The 22,590-nt window shown below is 41.0% G+C and carries 20 protein-coding genes; 2 read left to right on the forward strand and 18 right to left on the reverse strand.

Translation table 11 applies throughout. The features are described from left to right. Positions 1-61 precede the first annotated feature (61 nt). The 5 genes from M9R32_RS01985 to parE all read right to left on the reverse strand — a co-directional run bounded on the left by M9R32_RS01985 (position 62) and on the right by parE (position 7,765). Positions 62-1,384, reverse strand: a complete 1,323-nt coding sequence (locus M9R32_RS01985) for a DUF4652 domain-containing protein (RefSeq protein ID WP_269925058.1) — start codon at positions 1,382-1,384, stop codon at positions 62-64. Further along, entirely contained in the window at positions 1,377-1,904 is a 528-nt protein-coding gene (locus tag M9R32_RS01990) for a sigma-70 family RNA polymerase sigma factor (RefSeq protein WP_269925059.1), read from the reverse strand. The genes M9R32_RS01985 and M9R32_RS01990 overlap by 8 nt, the downstream gene beginning before the upstream one ends. Before the next feature lie 173 nt (positions 1,905-2,077). After that, the gene (locus M9R32_RS01995; protein WP_269925060.1) at positions 2,078-3,298 is read right to left on the reverse strand and encodes an MFS transporter; all 1,221 of its coding nucleotides are present in this window, start codon (positions 3,296-3,298) and stop codon (positions 2,078-2,080) included. Between the two features lie 55 nt (positions 3,299-3,353). Beyond that, on the reverse strand, positions 3,354-5,795 hold the full coding sequence (gene parC, locus M9R32_RS02000; RefSeq protein WP_269925061.1) for a DNA topoisomerase IV subunit A: 2,442 nt from the start codon (positions 5,793-5,795) through the stop codon (positions 3,354-3,356). Further along, positions 5,792-7,765, reverse strand: coding sequence for a DNA topoisomerase IV subunit B (gene parE / locus M9R32_RS02005; RefSeq protein WP_269925062.1), 1,974 nt, complete (start codon positions 7,763-7,765; stop codon positions 5,792-5,794). Before parE ends, parC begins: the two co-directional genes overlap by 4 nt. A gap of 207 nt (positions 7,766-7,972) precedes the next feature. Between parE and plsY the strand changes: the two genes are divergently transcribed. Then, on the forward strand, positions 7,973-8,578 hold the full coding sequence (plsY, locus tag M9R32_RS02010) for a glycerol-3-phosphate 1-O-acyltransferase PlsY (protein ID WP_269925063.1): 606 nt from the start codon (positions 7,973-7,975) through the stop codon (positions 8,576-8,578). Positions 8,579-8,613: 35 nt separating this feature from the next. Continuing rightward, positions 8,614-8,904 carry a HesB/YadR/YfhF family protein gene (locus M9R32_RS02015; RefSeq protein WP_269925064.1) on the forward strand — a complete coding sequence of 97 codons (291 nt, stop codon included), beginning with the start codon at positions 8,614-8,616 and terminating at the stop codon, positions 8,902-8,904. Between the two features lie 58 nt (positions 8,905-8,962). Here the strand turns inward: M9R32_RS02015 and M9R32_RS02020 are convergent, their stop codons facing one another. From M9R32_RS02020 to M9R32_RS02080, 13 genes are all read right to left on the reverse strand, one after another. Next, positions 8,963-9,118, reverse strand: a complete 156-nt coding sequence (locus M9R32_RS02020) for a hypothetical protein (protein WP_269925065.1) — start codon at positions 9,116-9,118, stop codon at positions 8,963-8,965. A 221-nt stretch (positions 9,119-9,339) separates the two neighbouring features. Next, positions 9,340-9,639 (reverse strand): hypothetical protein, encoded by a 300-nt coding sequence (locus tag M9R32_RS02025; RefSeq protein ID WP_269925066.1) that lies wholly within the window; start codon positions 9,637-9,639, stop codon positions 9,340-9,342. Next, a complete protein-coding gene (locus M9R32_RS02030) occupies positions 9,639-10,064 on the reverse strand; it encodes an acyl-CoA thioesterase (RefSeq protein ID WP_269925067.1) in 426 nt (141 codons plus the stop codon). Before M9R32_RS02030 ends, M9R32_RS02025 begins: the two co-directional genes overlap by 1 nt. A 48-nt stretch (positions 10,065-10,112) precedes the next feature. Beyond that, a complete protein-coding gene (locus M9R32_RS02035) occupies positions 10,113-11,597 on the reverse strand; it encodes an AMP-binding protein (protein ID WP_269925068.1) in 1,485 nt (494 codons plus the stop codon). A gap of 16 nt (positions 11,598-11,613) precedes the next feature. Next, positions 11,614-12,354 (reverse strand): 3-oxoacyl-ACP reductase FabG, encoded by a 741-nt coding sequence (fabG, locus tag M9R32_RS02040; RefSeq protein WP_269925069.1) that lies wholly within the window; start codon positions 12,352-12,354, stop codon positions 11,614-11,616. An 11-nt stretch (positions 12,355-12,365) separates the two neighbouring features. Continuing rightward, a complete protein-coding gene (gene phaZ, locus M9R32_RS02045; RefSeq protein ID WP_269925070.1) occupies positions 12,366-13,250 on the reverse strand; it encodes an intracellular short-chain-length polyhydroxyalkanoate depolymerase in 885 nt (294 codons plus the stop codon). Positions 13,251-13,261: 11 nt separating this feature from the next. Continuing rightward, entirely contained in the window at positions 13,262-14,272 is a 1,011-nt protein-coding gene (locus M9R32_RS02050) for a 3-oxoacyl-ACP synthase (protein WP_269925071.1), read from the reverse strand. Continuing rightward, on the reverse strand, positions 14,272-15,273 hold the full coding sequence (locus tag M9R32_RS02055; protein WP_269925072.1) for a branched-chain amino acid ABC transporter permease: 1,002 nt from the start codon (positions 15,271-15,273) through the stop codon (positions 14,272-14,274). The genes M9R32_RS02050 and M9R32_RS02055 overlap by 1 nt, the downstream gene beginning before the upstream one ends. A 4-nt stretch (positions 15,274-15,277) precedes the next feature. Continuing rightward, on the reverse strand, positions 15,278-16,138 hold the full coding sequence (locus tag M9R32_RS02060) for a branched-chain amino acid ABC transporter permease (RefSeq protein ID WP_269925073.1): 861 nt from the start codon (positions 16,136-16,138) through the stop codon (positions 15,278-15,280). A 12-nt stretch (positions 16,139-16,150) separates the two neighbouring features. Beyond that, positions 16,151-16,858, reverse strand: a complete 708-nt coding sequence (locus M9R32_RS02065; protein ID WP_269925074.1) for an ABC transporter ATP-binding protein — start codon at positions 16,856-16,858, stop codon at positions 16,151-16,153. Next, positions 16,836-17,609, reverse strand: coding sequence for an ABC transporter ATP-binding protein (locus M9R32_RS02070; RefSeq protein ID WP_269925075.1), 774 nt, complete (start codon positions 17,607-17,609; stop codon positions 16,836-16,838). The genes M9R32_RS02065 and M9R32_RS02070 overlap by 23 nt, the downstream gene beginning before the upstream one ends. A 95-nt stretch (positions 17,610-17,704) precedes the next feature. Continuing rightward, the gene (locus M9R32_RS02075) at positions 17,705-18,922 is read right to left on the reverse strand and encodes a substrate-binding domain-containing protein (RefSeq protein WP_269925076.1); all 1,218 of its coding nucleotides are present in this window, start codon (positions 18,920-18,922) and stop codon (positions 17,705-17,707) included. Between the two features lie 275 nt (positions 18,923-19,197). Then, on the reverse strand, positions 19,198-22,407 hold the full coding sequence (locus M9R32_RS02080; protein WP_269925077.1) for a BTAD domain-containing putative transcriptional regulator: 3,210 nt from the start codon (positions 22,405-22,407) through the stop codon (positions 19,198-19,200). Positions 22,408-22,590 lie beyond the last annotated feature (183 nt).

Consider the following 22,590-nt stretch of genomic DNA (forward strand, 5'->3'; position numbering starts at 1 on the left):
ACACGATTTATAAGTAAAAATTAAGCTCAGTTCTTAATGAACCGAGCTTTAAGATTCCAAATTATTTAGCTGGTGGAATTGGCATTGTTCCTTCTTCAACGTGACTATCGTTATATTCCATCTGATCTGTGTCATACACATGTTTTTCGTATGTGAATGTGCCGTCATTATTAACTTTTACGGACATAATTTCTTCTCTTACGCCTAAATCTTCAATTACTGGTGTAACAACATTGTCACTGATATTCAGTTCATACAGTTTCCCGCCAACTGTCACCATTCCGTGTGAAGCGCCGATAATGACAAATAATCGATTTTCATCAATCCATTCAATCTTTTTAGGCGTAAATTGACCGAAATAGTTATCTTTTAGTGCGTAAATGGTTGTTTCACTCGTAGCAAGGTTTTCAATTACTAGCACTGCTTCACCTTCTTCGCCAGCAGTTTCACCTTTCCCGTTTATTGTAGCTCTTAGAGAATTATCAGGAGATATTTTCCAGCCCGAATGAAAATCAGCTACATAATTTGGCATGATTGTTGCCTTAAAATGAGATGGTGTTTGTTCTGGCGGAGAATAAACTGTAATCTGTTCAGTGGTTATAAACACTTCATATTCACCACTGTCTTTATTTAATTCAGCGCTTTCCCACTTCACCATCCCATAGTCTTTTACAAAGTATTTTCTAATTCGTGAATCATCATATGAATTTTCTAGAATGAGCACATTTGAAAAGCTTTCATAATAAGTTGTTACTTCACCTGAAGTATCAATCAAAGTCCAATCTCCATATTGATCACCCAGGTTGAATGGAGCTTTTATGACAATCTGTATGGGGAACAATTTATTTAGCTCATCAATCGATATTTGTGATGGTGCGGTACCATCAATCATTTCATCGTAAACTAATTCAATCTGGTCCCCGTTTATACGGTATATATGCTTTGTGATTCCACCATCATTAGTAAGGACTTGTTGAACATAAAAATCATTTAACCACAATGTTTGTATGTTTAATCCGCCATTTTCAAAACCCCCGATAAAATCAACTTCTGACTCCTGTGGGAAAAAGTATTGTTTCAACAGTTCGTAGTATTCACCTTTTTCCAGTACAACTGATTCGGAGTCTTCTTCATTAGGAGAAACGATTTCTTGAGGTTCCGGTTCATTCAATTGTCCAGGATTTTCGTTCAATACGGATGGGAGTAAATTCATCCCAAGTGCCAAAACACCCGTGATGGCTGCAATCGTTGCATAATATCCCCAATGAATTTTCTTTCCTTCAGGTTGCTGATTCTTTTTCAAGTTTACTTGTTGTTGTACCCGAGCTGAACGTTCTGATGTATCACCAATCTTAGTGATCAATTGCTGTTTTATATCATTCATGGAAAAGCACCTCCCATTGAATAGTGTGTTTTAATTGATTCTTTAAAAGGGCTCTCGACTTTTTCAATCTAGTTTTCACCGTATTATCGGAAATCGATAACAGTTGAGCTACTTCCAGTACGGATAACTCCTCGAAATAATAATAAATTATCACTTCGCGGTATTTTAAAGGTAACTGTAAAATTGCATCAGCAAGCACCAATTTTTCATCTTCCACAATGATTTTGTCCCGAATTTTCTTTGATTGATACAAAAAGCTATTCGTTAATATTTGTTTACGATAACGCCAGCTTTTTAAATAATCTTTGCATTTATTGATCGTCATTTTTGCTAGATACGTCTTTAAAGATGAGCGTTCTTCAAATTGCTCGAACTTTTGATAATAGGCTAAAAACACATCTTGGACAATATCTTCAGCAGCTGGCCAATCTTTTATATATAAATAGGCAAGCCTTAACAAGTAATCGGTATGTTCCTGCATAACCAGTTGAAATTTCTGTTCTGCCAAAAAACTGTTCACCCACATCCCCCTTCCCTTCCTTTTACTAATAGACGATTGCTACTTACAGGACGTTTTCTAAATATGTAAATTAATTTATATTTCAGTCAAGTTGTTTAATTGTACATGAAAAGACTCTTTTAACATTCGGTTTTTCGCAAAATAAAAGTTTGAGATAGAAAAAACCGCAGAAATCATACGATTTCTGCGGTTTGATCATTTGTATCCAATTTAATATTACGTTTCTTCATTTGAATCAAGAAAACTGTTGTCAGTGACAGGCTGAGAACCCCAAATACTACAACCATCCATTGTAAGCCGATTAAGTCTAACAGTGCGCCAGTTGCCAATAGTACGACCTGGAAAATCACACGTTCCAACATGTTTCGGAACGAGAAAAATCTGCCGTGAAACGCTTTTGGCATTTGTTTTTGGAAAATTGTCATGGCTGTTGGGAAGAAACTACCCACAGCAAAGCCAAATACCGCAAATGCGGTTACCGACAATACTGGACTTGCTGCAAATATCAAGATTAATTCAGCTACACCGATAACGAATGCAAAGAAAAATAATATCGTACTGGTGCTCCATTTATTTGCAATGTACTTTACAACAATTGTACCCAACATGAATGCGATACCTTCTGCTGCGTAAATTGCCCCTTTTATGGACGAAGAGTCCTGTAACTCACTAATGTTAATGACAAGTAAGTTAAACGAGCCAATGAATAACAAAGGGATTAATGTCATGACTAATGTCATCATGACCGCTGGATAGGATTTTAAAATTGGGAACACTTCCATGAATCCGCCTTTACCAGGTGAGGCGACTTTTACTTTTGCCTCTTTTTCTTGACCCTCATCTATACGTAGCATATAAGTAAAAATCAATAAACCAGCATAAGCGATGATGGACATATAGTAGAGCGATTCAAGAGACCAATAAACCAATACTACACCTGCAAGGGCGGTACCTATGACACGAGCCATCGTCGCGACATTCATATGCCAGCCATTCATTTGCAGCAATTGATCGTCTTTTACTACTAAAGGAATAGTCGCCTGCAAGGCTGGGAAATAGAATGCTGCTGACAATTGAATGCTAATCATAAAGGCGACCATCCACCAGATAGAGCCTGTTCCGATCGCAATCAGCATAAAGCTCACACTGATCATGCGTCCAAATCCTGAAATCAAGAGTACTGTTTTTTTCTTCGATTGATCAATAATTTTACCAGCAAATGGCCCAGCTAGTATTCCAGCCAGTAAACCGATTGCCATAATAACTGACTTCAGGAAATCGGAAGGAATTCGTTCTTGCATAAACTCCAGATTTCCAATAATTCCGGTCCAAAGTCCAAGACCCGCAATCATTTCCCCAACTAAAATAATCCAAACGTTACGATTCTTCCACATAACTTCCCCTGTATACAACAAAGGAAGCCATTACAGCTTCCTTGTTGTACCCCTTCTATTTCTTGCTATCTTCGTTTTTCTTTAATGCTTTCCATAATCTCACGACAGCCCCGTCTTTGTCTGTATCAACAACAAAAGAGCCATTCGAGTAACGATCAGATACACGGATTGGTTTCGTTTCAACAACTTCACGAACGCCTTTTGCCGTCTCGATAATCACTTGTTCATTATCTTCTACGTAAAATACGCCACTTACGCGGTGAGCATTCGATTTTAATTCACGTAACACAACAATTCCTCGTTTTGCACGAGAACCTTGTTCAAATTCTTTTAAAGCCATTTTTTTGACGGCACCACGATGTGTCACGAGGAATAGATCTCCCCGAGCATCAGCTGGAATAATCGTTGCGTTTGCTACAACATCGCCATCTTTCAAGTTAATACCTTTAACTCCACCAGTTTTCACACCAGTAACAGGAACTTCCTGCATATTGAATCGTACTGCATAGCCGTTATTGGTGACGATGAAGACATCCTCGGTTTCAGTCACGAGATCAATATACATTACCTCGTCGCCTTTTTTCAAATTCATCGTATTCAAAGCACGTGAATAACGCTGTACTTGATATTCAGCAAGTGTAGAACGTTTGATCTGACCCAGTTTTGAAACGGCTAAGATATAGCGGTTTTCATCAAAGTTTTCGATTGGAATAGCTTTGATGATTGTTTCGTTTGAATCAAGTGACACGATACTCGATATATGCTGACCAAGGTCTTTCCAGCGGATATCAGGCAGTTCATGAATCGGCTGATAAATGTAATTACCTAAACTTGTAAACAGCAGCAAGTGATGCTGCGTATTCATCATCGACTCAAATAACAGATAATCTGATTCTTTCATGGTGAAATCTTTGCCGTTAGAAGCACTGTATGAACGCGTACTAGTGCGTTTTACATAGCCGTCTTTCGTTACGGTAACCATTACTTCTTCACTTGGAATCAAGACATCGAGCGTTAATTTAATTTCTTCGATTTGGTCTTCAATAACGGATCTTCTTGGCTCCGAGAATTGCTTGCGAATGGCTTGCAATTCTTTTTGGATCACTTTCGTCAATTTGGATTCGTTATTTAAGATGGCCATCAATTCACTGATTGTTTTTTGCAATTCAGCTTCTTCATTTCTCAAATCCGTAATATCGGTGTTTGTTAAACGATAAAGTTGAAGAGAAACAATGGCTTCAGCTTGCGCTTCAGTGAAGGCAAAAGCACGTATTAAATTATTTTTCGCATCGCGTTTATCCTGAGATGCACGAATGGTTTTGATGACCTCATCCAGAATGGACAGAGCTTTCATCAAACCTTCAACGATATGGATGCGATCTTTTGCTTTTTGTAAATCATATGCAGAACGTCTTGTTACTACGTCTTTTTGATGCTCGATATAAGCATCTAATAGTAAAGGTAGAGTCATCATCGTCGGACGACGGTTATGAATCGCGATCATATTGAAGTTGTAAGCTATTTGCAAATCTGTGTTTTTAAACAGGAATTGCAAAATCCCTTTTGCATCAATATCTTTTTTCAATTCAATGACAATGCGTAAACCTGTCCGGTCGGATTCATCACGAACATCGGCAATACCATCCAGACGTTTATCAAGGCGTTGTTCATCTATTTTTTTGATCAAAATCGCTTTATTGATTTCAAAAGGAATTTCGGTAATAACGATTTGTTCTTTGCCGCCTTTTAGTGGTTCGATTTCTGCTTTTGAGCGGACAACGATTTTTCCTTTTCCGGTCTCGTAAGCTTTTCGAATCCCGTCGACACCTTGAATGATGCCTCCAGTAGGAAAGTCAGGACCTTTTAGAACCGTCATTAATTCATTGACGGTAACTTCTGGGTTATCCATTCTCATCAACACAGCATCAAGTACTTCATGCAATGCATGTGGAGGCATGTCCGTAGCGTAACCGGCAGAAATTCCAGTTGCACCGTTTACAAGCAAATTAGGGAAACGTGCTGGCAGTACGGTAGGTTCCAACTCTGAATCATCGAAGTTTTGTACTAAGTCTACCGTGTGCTTATTGATATCACGAAGCATTTCTCCTGCGATGGCAGATAATCTTGCTTCGGTGTAACGCATTGCAGCTGGCGGGTCACCGTCGACAGAACCATTATTTCCGTGCATTTCAATCAACATGTGACGAACTTTCCAGTCCTGACTCATCCGAACCATCGCTTCATAAACCGAACTATCACCATGTGGATGATAGTTACCGATTACATTACCGACAGTTTTTGCTGATTTACGGAACGGTTTCTCGTTGGTATTACCTTCGTGGAACATCGCATATAAAATGCGTCGTTGTACAGGCTTCAGACCATCACGAGCATCAGGCAACGCACGATCTTGAATAATGTACTTACTATAACGGCCAAACCGGTCGCCGATGACTTCTTCTAATGGTAAATCTTGATAACGTTCGGTTTGTGTCATTCTGAATCCTCCTCAGCATGGATGAGTTCGTTCTCTAAAATATTGCTGTCTTCATCCAGACCAAAATTAACATTACTTTCAATCCATCGTCTTCGCGGTTCAACTTTGTCACCCATCAATGTCGTGATGCGTCTTTCTGCACGTGCATCATCATCAATTTCTACACGAATTAATGTTCTTGTATCGGGGTTCATCGTTGTTTCCCATAACTGGGTGGCATTCATTTCACCAAGACCTTTATAACGCTGGATCATATATCCTTTACCGATTTTACGGATAGCTGCGTCCAGTTCTGCTTCAGTCCATGCATACTGCAGAACTTCTTTCTTTCCGACACCTCGGTAAACTTTATAAAGCGGTGGCAAAGCAATATATACTTTTCCTGCTTCAATCAATGGTTTCATATAACGGTAGAAGAACGTCAGAAGCAATACTTGAATATGTGCTCCATCCGTATCGGCATCTGTCATAATGACGATTTTGTCATACGCGATATCTGGAACAGAGAAATCAGCGCCGACTCCCCCACCAATTGCGTGGATGATCGTAGAGATTTCTTCGTTTTTCATGATATCTGCAAGTTTCGCTTTTTCAGTATTAATAACTTTTCCTCGAAGAGGTAAAATCGCTTGGAAACTGCGGTCTCGTCCTTGTTTTGCAGAACCCCCCGCAGAGTCACCCTCTACCAGGTATAGTTCATTTTTCGCTGCATTACGAGATTGTGCTGGAGTCAGCTTCCCAGATAAAATCGAAGCAGATTTCTTCGATTTTTTGCCATTACGCGCATCTTCACGCGCACGACGAGCGGCTTCACGTGCTTGTTGTGCACGAATCGCTTTACGGACAAGTGCGGCACTTAATTCAGCATTTTCTTCAAGAACGTACAACAATTTCTCTGATACAACTGCATCAACTGCTGCACGGGCTTCACTCGTACCTAACTTCCCTTTTGTTTGACCTTCAAATTGAAGAATAGCTTCAGGAATTCGTACAGAGACGATTGCTGCAATCCCTTCACGAATATCTGCACCGTCCAAGTTCTTATCTTTTTCTTTCAGCAAACTTGTTTTACGTGCGTATTCGTTAAATACCCGTGTCAAAGCAGATTTCGCACCGGTTTCATGCGTACCGCCGTCACGTGTACGGACATTATTAACAAATGACAAAATCGTTTCAGAGTAGCCATCATTAAATTGGAAAGCAAATTCCACTTCGATTTCATCTTGTGTACCTTCTACATAGGCAACTGGATGTAAAACATCTTTTTCTTCATTCAAGTAACCGACGAATGCTTCGATGCCGGTCTCGAAAAAGAACACGTCATTGGTAGCATTACGCAAATCATTCAGTTCGATTTTGAGCCCTTTTAATAGAAAAGCAGACTCTCTCAAACGTTCGCATAATGTTTCATAATTGTATTTTGTGACCGAAAAAATGGTTGGATCAGGCAAGAAATGAATGGATGTTCCCGATTCTTTCGTTGTGCCAATTTGTTCAAGTGTTGTAACGGGGTGCCCACCATTTTCAAAACGCTGGCGATATTTTTTGCCATCGCGGTGGATTGTAACTTCCAAAAACGTAGATAACGCATTTACTACCGATGCACCTACTCCGTGAAGACCACCACTTGTTTTGTAGCCGCCTTGTCCGAATTTACCGCCTGCATGCAGAATGGTAAAAATAACTTCTGGCGTTGGTTTTCCGGTTTTGTGCATTCCAGTAGGCATACCGCGTCCATAGTCGCGAATGCTGATACTTTGGTCTTCATGTATATTGACAACGATATGATCACCAAATCCAGCAAGTGCTTCATCGACTGCATTGTCGACAATTTCATACACTAAATGGTGTAAGCCTCTAGCGTCCGTAGAACCAATATACATTCCTGGACGTTTTCGAACCGCTTCCAGTCCTTCGAGTACTTGAATTGCATCGTCGTTATAAGCTGATATTGATTGATTTTTTGCCAAATCGTTCTCCTCCAAAAAACAAACAGATGTTTTCATTGTATAGAATGAAAGCCACCTTTGCAATGAGTCTCGTACTATATTCTATGATCAACTCGTAATTTAATAGGGGAAATGAAAGTTCCCGGAAAGCGTTGTGACAGGTTGTGACACATGATAAACTAATTGTAGATATTAAGAGTTCGTACTAATTTATCAAAGGAGCACTTTATGAATACTGTTATCGCTATTTTACTAGCTTATTTGCTAGGATCTATTCCATCCGCTTTATGGATTGGGAAACTTTTTTACAATACGGATATTCGTCAACATGGCAGTGGAAATTTAGGTGGAACAAATACTTTCCGTACTTTAGGTCTAAAAGCCGGATTAGTTGTATCGATTTTGGACATTTTAAAAGGAACGGCAGCTACTTGTCTTCCATTTATTCCTTTCTTTGCAGATACAGGCATTCACCCGTTGTTTTTAGGCGTTTTAGCCGTGGTTGGTCATATGTATCCTATCTTTGCGAACTTCAAAGGAGGCAAGGCTGTAGCCACGTCTGGCGGGATTCTGTTAGGTTATCATTGGCCGATTTTTATTTTAATGCTACTTTCTTTCTTTATTGTGTTGAAACTTTCGAAAATGGTCTCACTGACGTCGATGGTGCTTGGAGTGATTGCTCTGCTCTATACCGTCATTTATAACATTTTCTTTGAAACTGATATACCTTTATTGGTCGTGATTATTTTGCTTACGTCATTCATTCTTTACCGACATCGCGCCAATATCGCCCGTATCAAAGCGGGAACCGAGCCAAAAGTGAAGTGGATATAATACAATACGATTAGACCACGAAAGGTTGGTGTCGCATGAAGATTATAATTTCACCAGAAGCAAAGCAATGGTTTAAAGAAGACATGGAAGCAAAAAGCGGCGAATATATTCGATTTTACGCCCGCTACGGTGGTTCAAGTTCGCTCCACGAAGGCTTTTCACTCGGTGTAACGAAAGAACAACCGCTGGACCTAGCCATTGAGTTAGTGGAAGATGATATTCACTTTTACATTGAAGACCGAGATATTTGGTATTTTGATGGCCATGATTTACATGTTAATGTTGATCCTAAACGAAAAGAGCTTACATATTCATACGAGAAATAAAACAAAGCAGACGGTTTTTAGTACGTCTGCTTTGTCTTATTTTTCATGCAACCTTTCGCTAAAGCTCTCTAAAAATCGTTTCATCCCCTTCTTCTTTGTTCTTTCTCCTGATTTTCTCTCTCTCTATTTTTTTAATTAGGTTTTTCAACAATTGATCAGCCAAATCAATTTGTTTTTTTTCCTCTTTTTTAATTATTTCTAATGCTTTTAACATGGGATCCTTCTTTGAAAACCATTTAAATTTTTTCCTCACTTTTCCTCTCCTTTAAGCATCTCTTTTTTTATAAAATTCGATTGACTTTGTTGATAAGGAGTTTCTTTGTAGATGCTTTGTTTCCTGAACGGACATTTAAATGTAAAGGTTGCCACTATACCTATTGATATGTGAAATAAGCAAAAAATCCACTAAGAGTGTACACTCCTAGTGGATTTTTTCTAATTGGCAAAGCGTTGCAAATGATTCAGCATATTTTCTTTGCGTAAAATCGCTTCCTGATGCTTTCCGAATAAATCAAAATGCGGATACGCTTCCTTGTAGTCAATCCACTCTGGCTTTAGACCATATTGCTTTCCCCACTTGATTAAGCGTTCAACATCTGCACAACCGACTTTCGTTACGGTCTTGCAACCCGGAAATCGATCATCCAGCCAGTAATGGGTCAGAAATGCAATTTCGCCTCTACTGACAGCTTCTTTCCAAGCGACTAACTCATGACGTTTCAATCCAAAAGCCATCAGCTCTTCACCTTGGCGATTTCTGCATATGTAGCGTCCCACTCCGCATTCACTTTCTTAAGAGACACGGGTCGGAACGTTTCTTTTTTTACCAATACATGTTCTGACTTCGCTGTTGCTGCTATCGTACCATCAGCATGTAAAATCTCATACCCATAAGTCGTACGAAGTTTTCCATGAGACTCGACCCACGTGCGAACAGTCGCTTTCTGACCATATTTCATTGACGCTTTATATTGGATCGTCAAATCCGTCACTGGAGATAAATAGCCTTCACTTTCCAAACCGGCATAAGTGTAGCCTAAATCTTCAATCAGATTCGTTCTGCCGATTTCCATCCACACCAAATAGTTTGCGTGATAAACAACACCCATTTGATCGGTTTCGGCATAACGAATTTCAATTTCTTTTTCACTTACAAACATGTTGCTCACCTCTTGCACCATTATACAAAATTGAGCAAGAAAAAGCAGTTACACGACATTCAAGGCAGACAGTTGCTTCTTATCAATTTTCCCTACATGCGTTTTCGGCAGCTCAGGTAACACCACAAACTTTTTAGGGATTTTATAGCCTCCTAAAAACTGACGGCAATGGTCGGTCAATAGATTTTCTTCAAAATTAGCAGCGTCACTCATTGAAACAAATGCTGTAACAACTTCCCCCCACTTCCCATCTGGTAAACCAATGACAGCCGCTTCCCTGACAGTACGATGCATGAGAAGGCAATGTTCAATTTCCTGGGGATAGACGTTCTCTCCACCGGTAACAATCATGTCTTTTTTTCGTCCGACGATGTACGTATCACCGGCTTCATCGATTCTAGCCAAATCGCCAGTTTTCAGCCACTCGTTAGCCATTGTCGCTGCGGTTTCATTAGCGTTGCGCCAATAGCCCTTGAACACATGCCTCCCACGTATCCAAAGCTCTCCTACTTCCCCGATTGAGACCGGTTGATGGTTATCTGAGACAATCAATGTATCAACAAATTGCATGCTCTTGCCGACAGAGCCTCTTTTGACTTTTGCGACTTCGACATCGATCACAAAATTATTCGGTCCCGCTTCAGTAAGACCATAACCTTCTTTAAACGGTAACCCTTTGGTGTCGAATTTTTCATAAATCGTGACCGGGCAAGGAGCACCGCCGGACAGAAACACACGTACATCAGGAAAATCATTCGTTCTGAACGTTTCCGTCTGTGTCATTAATTGATACATCGTTGGGACGAACAAGGAAATGGTGGCTTTACGCTTCAGTATTTCCGTCAAAGCCTCTTCTGCATCAAATCGATGACCGATGACCACTGTTCCTCCCGCCATGAGGATTGGGATTGATAAAGCATTCAAGCCCCCTGTATGGAAAAGAGGCATATAGTTAACGGTGCAATCCTTTTCAGACAACCCCCAGCTTACGATTGTATTCATCGCATTCCAGTTAACGTTGTCATAGGACAGTAAAACTCCTTTAGGTTTCCCTGTCGTACCTCCTGTATAAATCATCATCCACGGTTCATCTACTGAGACACAACGGATATCGTCTGTATTAAATAAACAAGGGGTACTTGTGATAAGTAATTCCCGTTTCAGGACTTTCTTGACCATTAAGGAAGATGCCATACTGCCGTATGAATCGTCCGTTATGAGAATCGATGGCTCACAATTAGCCAGAATATCCGCGAGTTCATGTGGGCTTAATCTGAAATTCAAAGGGACATAAATATAACCTTTCAATCCGCACGCAAATAATATGGCAAGCAACTCGGGATGATTCGCAGCAAGTACCGCCACCCGGTCGCCTTGTTGCAAATTCTCGTCAGATAAGCGTTGTGCCCACTGTTCAATAAGACGAGCAAATTGAGCATATGTCCACTGCTTGCCACTATCGATATCAACACAGGCAAGGCGAGAAGGCGCCATTTGTGCTCGTTTTAAAAACCAGGATTGATCATTATACATATGTACCCTACCTTTCTTACATCATGATGCCACCGTCAACATGCAGTACATGCCCATGTACATAATCCGATTCTGACGAGGCAAGAAATAAATACGCATTGGCAATATCTTGCGGTACAGCCAGACGCTGCAATGCTACAATCGACTTCATTTGGTCGATGATTTTATCCGGCATTTTTTCGACCATTGCCGTCAAGGTGAAACCTGGAGCTACCGCATTGACATTAATGCCTTTACGGCCCAGTTCTTTTGCCCATGATTTGGTCATGCCAACGACTGCTGCTTTTGATGCGGCATAATTTGTCTGACCCACATTTCCGTACACGCCACTAACAGAGGAGGTATTGATGATTTTCCCTTTCCCTTTTTCAATCAAATGCGGCAATACACTTTGTGTACAATTAAAGACACCCGTTAAATTGACATCCAGGACTCGCTGGAAATCGGCCATCTCCATTTTGGCGAGCATTGCATCTCTGGTTATGCCTGCATTATTCACTAAGATATCAATGCCTCCGTAAATATCTACCGCCTGTGTAACCATGTTCTTGACACTGTCTCGATCTGCCACATCTACTTGAACAAACGTCACGTCATGGCCTTGCTCTCTTAACTCTTCTGCAGCTTTCGCTCCGGTCGATTTATCATAGTCTGCCAAAATGATGCGAGCTCCTTCTTGTGCAAAGCGTTCGACCGCTGCATAGCCAATCCCATTTGCGCCACCGGTGATAATAGCAACTTGCCTTTCTAAACGCATATCTTCATCTCCTACCCTAAAAATTCTTCGATTCGTTGTGTTAATTGTGGCATGTCATCGATAAGTGGAGAATGCCCACTATTGGTTAATGGGATATACGTAGCGTTGTCCCCCAAGTCTTCAACGATTTCTTGTGTCATTGCTTCAGAAACGACATAATCGCGATCCCCTCTTAAAATGAGGACCGGAATGTTGATATCCTTTGCTTGATTCGTTCCTTGACTTAGTCCGTTATGCAGATTGCTGATATTAAAAGTGTTTAATGAATGATAGACGTCCGCGAGATTACGTTGCGTGAGCATATCCGTAACATATTCATCATATTTTTTCTCTTCAGGCTGGTTATGAGAATAGATCAGCGCATTCCAGAGTCCTATAAGCCCTTCACGGTTTTGCGAATCGTATAAACCTTGTACGGCTTTAGTTTTTCCAGCATCGTTTTCCACTTCTTCAATGGTTTGAAGACGAGTTTGAAAATCAGGTGTCCCATCAGGATTTGTTCCGAAGAATGGATAGCCACGGGTTGATGCGGAAGCGAGCAGGACAAGTTTCTCACAATATTCAGGGTTGTCAGCGACAAATTGCATGCAGATTGCGCCACCTGTTGACCAACCGATTAAATGAAAAGTTTCAAGTCCAAGAGCATCAACGAAACCTTTCAAGTCTGAAGCAAAGTCACCAATTCCTTGAATGCGTGTATGGTAGCTCGACTCACCGAATCCTCTCAAATCAAGCGCATACAATTTATACTTCGGATCAAGAGCATCCATGAGCACATCCCAGTGCTGAGAAGAAGTCATATTCCCATGAACAAGGACGACGACTTGCTCTCCGCCGTATCGTTCACGGTATGAAATTGTTTCGCCGTTATCGAGTAATATTTTTTGCATTGCCATTTACACTCCCCCTATTCAGAACCCCATTTAATCGTTGTTGCTCCCCACGCATAGCCGATACCCGCACTGACTAATACAACAATATCTCCTTTTTGCAGCTTTCCTTGTTGTTCGGCAAGCTGCAAAGAAAGGATTTGATCCATTTGGCCAATATGACCATATTCATGTAAATAAATGGACTGGTCTTCCGTTAGCCCTAGTTCATTCAGCACGTAGTCATGTGCGGACTTCTTCATGTGGAGCATCGCAACATACGATATATCTTGTTCTGTATATCCGCTTTTCGACAAAGAGTGTCTGATGACCTTCAAAAAGTTTTGCATAGATTTTTGTTCCAGGCGTTTTTTCATACCTTCTGGGTCGGTGACATCAAGTCGGTATGAACCAGTATCCAAAAGCTCATGCGTCAGGGGATTTTTCGTTCCTCCAACTGGGACCAGTACGTCTTCCGAAAAGGAACCGTCTGTCATGATATCGGATTCTAGTAAAATATTGTGGCCATGATTCTTTTTCAAAATCATTGCGCCACCTCCCGCTCCGAGATTGAACATGAAGCGGGTCCGCTCATTTGTGTAATCAATAAAATCTCCATTTCGATATCCACCTGCCAGCAGAACGGTCTCGATGGAATCGTCTGCAAGCATCAAACTTTGTGCCAGTTTAAGCGCTAATATGGTTGTGCCGCATCGAAGGGCAATATCAAATCCCCATGCATGAAAAGCGCCGATTTCTTCCTGCGTCTTGATAGCCGCTGTCCAGAGGGGGTATTCCTTATGTTCTTCACCTATATAGATGACACAGTCAATGGATTTCGGATCGACATGACTTCTTTCAAGCGCATCCTTTGCTGCCCAAATCCCCATCTGAACCGTGTGATCCTCAGGGCCAGGAATTGGTTTTTTCGTAATGCCCATTTTATCTTTTACCACATGTAAAGGTACGCCTGAAGCTTCCGAGATTTCTTCAGCTGTCATGTACTGACTAGGGATGTAAAGACCAGTGCTGACGATGCCTATATGCATTACAATCCCTCCGTGCCCGACGACGACTTTTCAAGTACTGCGGGTTTTTTACGTTTATGTAGTGCTTGTCGAACAGTTCCCACAATGCCTGAAGGGAAGAAAATAACCGCCAGAATATAAACAATTCCGAAGAAAATGATCCATCTTTCAAAAATTGGGTATTCCTTAGCCAACCCGGATAAATAATGTTGGGATAACTCAATTACTCCAGCTCCAATAATGGGACCGATTAATGTCCCGACGCCTCCTATGATCGTCATGAGCAAGGCATCCAGTGTGATATCCATCGTTAATACACTTGTATTGACGAATCGTAAACTAACCGCATATAACGAACCCGCCAAACTTGCCACCACTCCAGCGACTACAGAGGCAATTACTTTATAGTGAAGAGTTTTAAAGCCGAGCGATTTTGTTCGTTGCTCGTTTTCACGTACCGCTACTAGCACATGCCCCATCGGTGATTGCACAAATCTTCTTAATAAGAGATAGACCACAACGAGACAAACAAGCGTGACTAGATAAAAGACCATGCGATCTTTGAAAAACTCCGGTGCTCGGAATGTAAACCCATCATTTCCGGATGTCAGAGTACGCCATTTTTCTGCTAAAACAAGAAACAATCCGGATACAGCAAGTGTCAACATAGCAAAGAAATGACTTTTCAGACGCAATGTCATTAAGCCTACGATAAAGCTGACAGCACCTGCGAGTAACATACCCGTAGCGATGGATAAAACAAATACACCGATGGTTGGTTCCATTCGGTCCAGCATGACTGCGGTCGTATACGCACCCATACCAAAGAACATTGCGTGGCCGAATGATACAATGCCCGTATAACCGAGTAAAATGTCGTAACTCATAGCCAAAATCGAGAAGATAAAAATTTGCGTCAATAATATAGTCCATGTTCTGGAGTCAGCTACGAAAGGGAAGATGAATAAGACAATGGCAATTAAGGTCAGGAAAATATTGTTCCATTGATATTTACTGGTCATGTGGTCACCCCTTCGCCTTGAATAATCCTTGCGGACGGAATATGAGTACGACGGCCATTAACATCATGTTGACGGCTAGCGAGAGGGATGGGACGTAATACGCCATAAAACTTCCTGCTAAGCCTACGAGGATGGCTGCGAGCAATGATCCAGGAAAACTGCCCATTCCGCCGATGACCACGACAATGAACCCCAAAATGGCGAATTCCATGCCCATTTCCGCATAGATTACACCGGAATACGGAGCCATTAGTGCACCACCTAGTGCAGCCAAAGCGGCACCCGCAATAAAAACATAAAGAAAGACATTTTTAATATTGATGCCAAGCGTCTGCACCATTTCTTTATTCATAACGCCTGCTCGCACGATTAAGCCGATTTTTGTTTTCTTTAAGATGTATTGGAAGATCCCGAAAATCAGGAAGCCAACCACTATGATAAATACACGGTACTTAATAATGATAACGTCTCCAATTTCCCAACTGCCTGCTAGGTATGGGGGCGTTTTCGCCGGTATCTGGTTCGGTCCGAACACAACTTTCAACAATTCAGTTAATACAAGCATGAAACCTAAAGTAATCAAAATTTGTTGAATATGATTGCCATAAACAGGTGTAATGATTAATTTTTCAGTAATGAATCCGAGAATGATTCCCGTAACTATCGCTCCGAGAATCGCCACGACAAAACTGTCTGTCAACGCATAAAACCAAACGGAGGAATAGGCCCCCCAGGCAAATAACCCTCCATGAGCAAAGTTCAGCACATCCATTAAACCGAAAATTAAGGTCAACCCGGCAGCAAGAAGGAAAATTAACATGCCGGTCGCTAGCCCATTGATCATTAAATTCAAGAGTAGTTCCATGACTGTTCCTCCTTATCCGATCCCTAAATATTTTCGTTTCACTTGTTCATCCTGAATCAATTCCTGCATCAAACCGGACTGGACTGTTTTCCCGTCATCGAGGAGTGTGTATGTATCACCGATTCGGCTTGCCATCATGAAGTTCTGTTCAACCAATACAATGGTGGTATGTTTTTTCATATCCATGATGGCTTCCATCACTTTTTCAATCACAATGGGAGCAAGCCCTTTAGATGGTTCGTCAATCAGTAACAACTGACTGTTCCCTACAAATGCACGTGCCATGGCAAGCATTTGCTTCTGCCCGCCAGATAAATGACCCCCGTCTTTTTTCCAGAACTTTTTCAAGTCCGGAAAGAGGTTCAACACATAGTCCTGTTTGGCTAAAGTGACTTCATCTTCTTTTCGCATTGCTACTTTCATATTTTCTTCAACAGTCAATGCGCCAAATATGCCCTGATCTTCAGGGACATAGCCAATACCTGTATTTGCAATGCCATGTGTGGGTTTTTTCGTGATATCCTGACCCTTGAACGTTACGATACCTTTTGAAGCGGGTGTCAGACCGAGAATGGTTTTCAACGTTGTCGTTTTTCCAGCTCCGTTACGACCGAGCAACACGCTGACTTCGCCTTCTTTTGCTTCAAACGAAATGCCCTGCAAAATATGATACTGGCCGATATGGGTGTGGACGCCGTCAACTTTGAGCATGGTGTTCATTGTAGGAGCCTCCTAAATAAGCGTTTTGAACCGTTTCATTTTGCATGATTTCTTCAGGCGTACCGTCTGCCAAAAGCGTTCCATTAAACAACACCATGATGGAATCTGATAAATCTAGAATCATATCCATTTTGTGTTCGATTAGTAAGATGGTTTTATTATCCTGCTGTTTGATACGTCGGATGACTTCAAGAATGGTTGGTACTTCTTCTAGTGACATCCCTGCAGTCGGTTCGTCGAGTAGTAATACTTCTGTATCCAAAGCTAGTAACATCGCAATCTCCAATTTGCGTTTTTCACCGTGAGACAATTGACTGGCAATCGCTTGTTTTTTGTTTAAGAGAAGGACGACTTCCAGCAATTCTTCTGCTTTTTTTATAAGAGATGGATATGACGTTATATGTCGGAACATTTGATAGCGAATTTTTTCTTTTGACTGAACAGCGAGACGGACATTTTCGAGAACAGTCAGATTTGGGAATACATTCGTAATTTGAAAAGAACGTCCAAGTCCTTTTCGTGTGCGATCCACGGACGAAAATCGGGACATGTCTTCATTTTTAAAATAAACTTTCCCTTCAGAAGGCTTTAATTCCCCACTGATTAAATTAAAAAAAGTAGTTTTCCCCGCTCCATTAGGTCCGATGATGGATTTAAAATGTTTTTCAGGCATTTCGAAATTGACGTGATCTACCGCTGTATGTCCACCAAAGCGAATGGTCAAGTTTTCGGTTCTTAAAATCGTGGTCATCGATTTTCATCCTTTCTTCTGTCTCTCTCCACATGCAGGAAAGAATCCTGAACGTGGAGAGAGACAGACCTGTATAAACAGGTCGTCTCCACATGTTATTTGTTTTGAATTGGTGGTTCGGTTTCCTCTGGTGACAATTCGCGAATCAACACCGGTACTGGATATGGCACACCATCCTGTTTTTCAAGTTTGATAGAATACAATGTTTGCAGCGCCTGATGATCTTCTTCACGGAATGTCATCTTGCCTTTTGGCGTTTCAAATGACATGCCTTCCAAAATATCAATCAACTTCTGGCTATCAACGTTGCCTTCAGATTCTTTCAAAGCTTCCACGATAGCAATCGCTGCAGACATCCCACCTGGTGTAAATAGGTCAGGCACTTCGCCGTTAAAACGTTTTTTATGTTCGTCTACTAACCAATCATTTACGTCATTGTTTGGTAGAGTGTGATAGTAAACAGAGAAACCTTCCATACCTACTAGTGGTTCCATAATCGATAAAGCAGGGATATCAGGTGCACCAGTTGAAATCTTGATGCCTTTTTCTTGAAGTTTTAAATCCGCAATTTGATTCCAAGGCGAGTTCGCCCCTGCCCAAACAACAAATAAGTAATCTGGTTTTGCTTCAATTACTTTTTGTAGATTAGAAGTGAAATCAGTAGCAGCAGGATCCGCGTACTCTTCTAACACAATTTCAGCACCTAATTCTTCCGCTGCTTTTTTGAATGCTGCAACCCCGTCCAGACCGAATGAATAGTCAGGAGCGAAAGTAGCAATTTTCACACCCGGTTTTGCAATCGCAGCAGCACCTGCCACAGCATCTTGAGACGAGTTACGTGATGTACGGAATATATACGGATTGAATTCTGCACCCGTAATACTGTCCGCTACTGCTGGCTCAACAATCATAATTTTTTCGTATTCTTCAGCTAAAGGAAGAACCGCCAATGTATCGCCTGAACTTGAAGAACCCACGATAAAATCAACTTCATCCTCTTCCAATAATTTCGTTGCTTTTTGAACAGCTACCTCTGGTTTTGTTTCCGTATCTTCATAAATAATTTCAATCTTCTTGCCCGCTACTTCCATCGTTCCGTCCGTAGCATATTCAATACCAAGATCAAATCCACGTTGAGTTTGTTTCCCATAAGATTCAAGTGCGCCAGTCAACGATGCCAAAACACCGATTTTGATTGTACCGCCCGTTTCTTCACCTTCAGCCTCCACATCTGGTGAATCCGTCGAATTACAAGCCGAGCTAAAAACAAGAACAAAAATTAAAACAAGAAACAACCACGACTTTCTCTTCATGAAAATCCCCTTCCCCTTCGCTCTTTTGTAAGCGTTTACTTGCTTCCCATTTATCTTATAAAACAAGAGTTACAAAACAGTTACAAAAAAATCCCACTCTGAGAGAGTGGGATTTTTTTGCGACGAAGCAGCGTAGCGATGCAGGAGCAAACGGTATCTGCGAAGAGTAACCGCAGGAGCCAAAAGGTTTCCCCCAAGCAATAACCACAAAAAATGCCCGTGCAAAATTTGAAAACAAACAAAAAACCCATTCCAAGAACTTCTCTCGAAACAGGTCATGTATAGCCAATGGTAATCAATTCAAACATTTGTTCAGTGGTCTCCATTGGTTTTAACTCAAATTCATGTTGCAGCATGTGAACGCAACGTTCATACCATTTAATCGCCTGTGAGCGATTTTGTCTCTGGTAGTGGGCATACATCAAAAGTCGATAGGCTTCTTCCCACGTATGGTCGAGTTTGATTAATTTCTCAGCCCAATAAATCGTTTGATCGAATTGCTGAAGTCTGGTCGCATTTTGGGCAAGTTTCTCAATGACTTGCAAATACATTTGGCGAAACTGTTCTTGCTCAAACTGAAACCAATCACTCAAACTCTGGTTCATATAAAATGAACCTCGATAAAGAGCCGAGGCGGACTTCAATAAAATAATGGCTTTCTTCGGGTTCCGTTCTTCCATTCCTTGCTCTGCCAAATGTTTAAATTGCTCCACATCACTCATCACGGCAGCTTTCGGATGAATCCGATACATGTTTTGCTTACGTGTGATGAAATAGGATTCCGCTCGTGGTGACCTTTTTGGTTCAAGTACATTGAATAAGGCATTCAGTGCAACTTTAAAATCACGATTGGCTGTCTTCTCATCCAAATCAACAAACAGTTCCGTCACCAGTTCATCTTTTGGTACGTAGCGGTCTTTATGAATAAATAAATAAACGAATAAATCTTTTGCTTTTTCCCTTTGCCACTTCTTGTCTTCCACTTCTTCACGACCGAGCGATATCGCTAACGGTCCAAGTAATTGAACATGCAAAGTATATCCCGGATAATTAATTTGAGGATCAATCTGCAAATGCTGAGCTAATTGAAGGATATAGTCATTATCGGGTAACTGTCTTAAAGCATGCTGTATTAATGAATAAACTTGTTGCATATCCAATGGACCATACAGCGTTAATTTATCGACAAAAAATGTGTACTGTTCATCCAATAGTACGCGGGAAAAACACTTCACTTCTTCAATAAACAGTTTCTCTTCATTCAGATGCATGGAACACAAGCTCATCCAGAATGTAGAAACCATCAAACCATAAGAATCGCCACATGTCTCAAAGTCCTTTTTGGCTTCTTTGGCATATAAAATGGCCTGCTCATATTGATGAGAAGTGCAATAAATCATCGTAATCCCAATTTTAATGTAAGCCGATAGCCAGGCATCCTGAACAGATTCCGTTTCACGTAGTCCCTTTTCAGCCAAAAAGATCGCTTCATGATGGATTCCTTGTTTAACTTTTAGAATGGCCAAGCCTAAATAAGGTTCTGCTTTGCCTCTCGATACATCCAGTTGATCCATAATATCAATCGCCTGATTATACATTCGCTCTGGAATATCTAAAAAATATTGCCGGTTCACACTTTCTGCATGCCCTTTACGAATCAAACCTACCGCTTCAACAAAACTGGATTTTTCACGAATACCGCTTTCAATCCCTTTACTCGCGTATTTACTGGCTTCAGAAAGATTACCTGTCATCGTATGGAGCAAAGCAAGGAGGACGGCTGCTTCGCGATGGGAGTCCGGCACCAAGCCACCTTCTTTTAATCGATTTTCAAGAAGATGAATAGAAGCGGATAGTTTTCCCATCCTCAACAAAATTCGCGCATCCAAGTTACCGTCCGTCAATAAGTCTTCAGGTAGCTGTTCTTCTTGAATAAAAGCATTGGCTTCTCTTGTTTTACCTAAATTCACAAGATTCTCAGCAAATTGGCGCTTTAAATTATACATGTCGGTTTGCGACATAACAGTAGCCTGATTGGCATACAAAATCGCAGAAGCAAGGTGTGGGTCTGCCAATCCTGGTTGAATCGTATCCAAATAAATATGAGCAAGACCGGCATGTGCAGTACTCATATAGTAGGCATCTTGCTTTTCGGTTGCGAGTGCTAAACATTTTAGATATGCCTGCTTTGACTTTTCATAGTAAGCACGATAACGATTCGCTTCACCTTCTATATAAAACAATGCAGGATATTCACTGAAAGAATCTGTAGGGATTTCTTTCAAACTATCAATAATTAAATCGAACTGGCCCAACTTCAATAATTTCGGTGCTACATTCATGACAATTTGTGCAATGAAATGAGCTTCTTCACTGAGCAATGCATGGTGAATGGCGCGAATTGAATCGTTCTGATCTTCAAAATAATGGGCAGCCTGTTTGTGAGCATGTTGCAAATCTTGAGTATTGGCTTTTCTCCATTTAGAGATTAAATATTGCTGAAACAAAGCGTGGTACCGGTAAACTGAATCTTCACCGAGTTGTTGGATAAAACCATGCTGATTCCGAAACGATTGCAAGAAACCCGCTGCATCTTGCCCATAAAAATCATGAATAAATGAAAGTGAAAATGTTGGGAAAATAGAGAACTGCAACAGCCACTTTTGTTCTTCTTCCGAGAATCTCATAAAGACTTCATCGGACAGGTAATGGAATAAATCTTCCATAGCCGGTTTAATTGCCACATCAAATGAGCTCTCCGAACTAACAGATTGTACAGCCATTAATTGAATGGCAATTGCCCATCCTTCCGTAATTTCCAAAATGCGCTTGGACTCCTGATCAGATAAATGACGGTTGAAATAGTCCTCGAAGTAAACGAGTATTTCTTCTTCGGTAAATACAAGGTCTTTTTCTTTCACTTCAAGCAATTTTCCACTCATTTTCAACTTCAATAATTGCGTCCATTTCGGCCGGGTGCGTGAAATCAATACAAGATGCACATCTGGTGGACAATGTTCCAACAAGCGCTCCATCATAAAATTGATGGAGAAAACATGATCAATTAAATGGTAGTCATCGATAATAATAACAAGAGGTTCCGCAATCTGATCCAGCTCATTGACAAACCAGGCATGCCAGGCAATCAATTCTTTCTCGGTTGGAAAGGCGGGCTGTGACGACCATTCTTTTAATAATTGTTGTCCAAAGCTTGGCACCACGCGCTGAATACTGCCGATTAAATAACGTAAAAAAGGTACCAGATCATCATCTTCGGACGAAACGGTGTACCAGGTACTATTTACCCGACTGTCTGCAATATATTGAGCAATTGCGGAGCTCTTACCATATCCAGCTCCTCCTGTAATGAGGGTGCATTTTTTTGAAGTGATTTGCTTAAATGTCCGTGTCAAAGAAGCCCGTCGCATATAAATATCACTAGTAACGGGTGGAACGAGTTTTGATTTTAGTAAAGGCAGGTTCATAGGATGATTCCCTCTCTTACAAACTCTCTTCCAAAAAGTGTAACATACCAATGTTCTGAATTAAATGACAATTATAAATGCACTATAAACCTTCTCAGCTTCGTTACACACCTTTTAGATCATTAGGTGGTAACTGAATCAAAATCCCACCATAGTAAAGGGATCAGTTAGGTGAACTGACCC

This window comes from Paenisporosarcina quisquiliarum, assembly GCF_027563315.1.
Taxonomy (GTDB): domain Bacteria; phylum Bacillota; class Bacilli; order Bacillales_A; family Planococcaceae; genus Paenisporosarcina; species Paenisporosarcina quisquiliarum.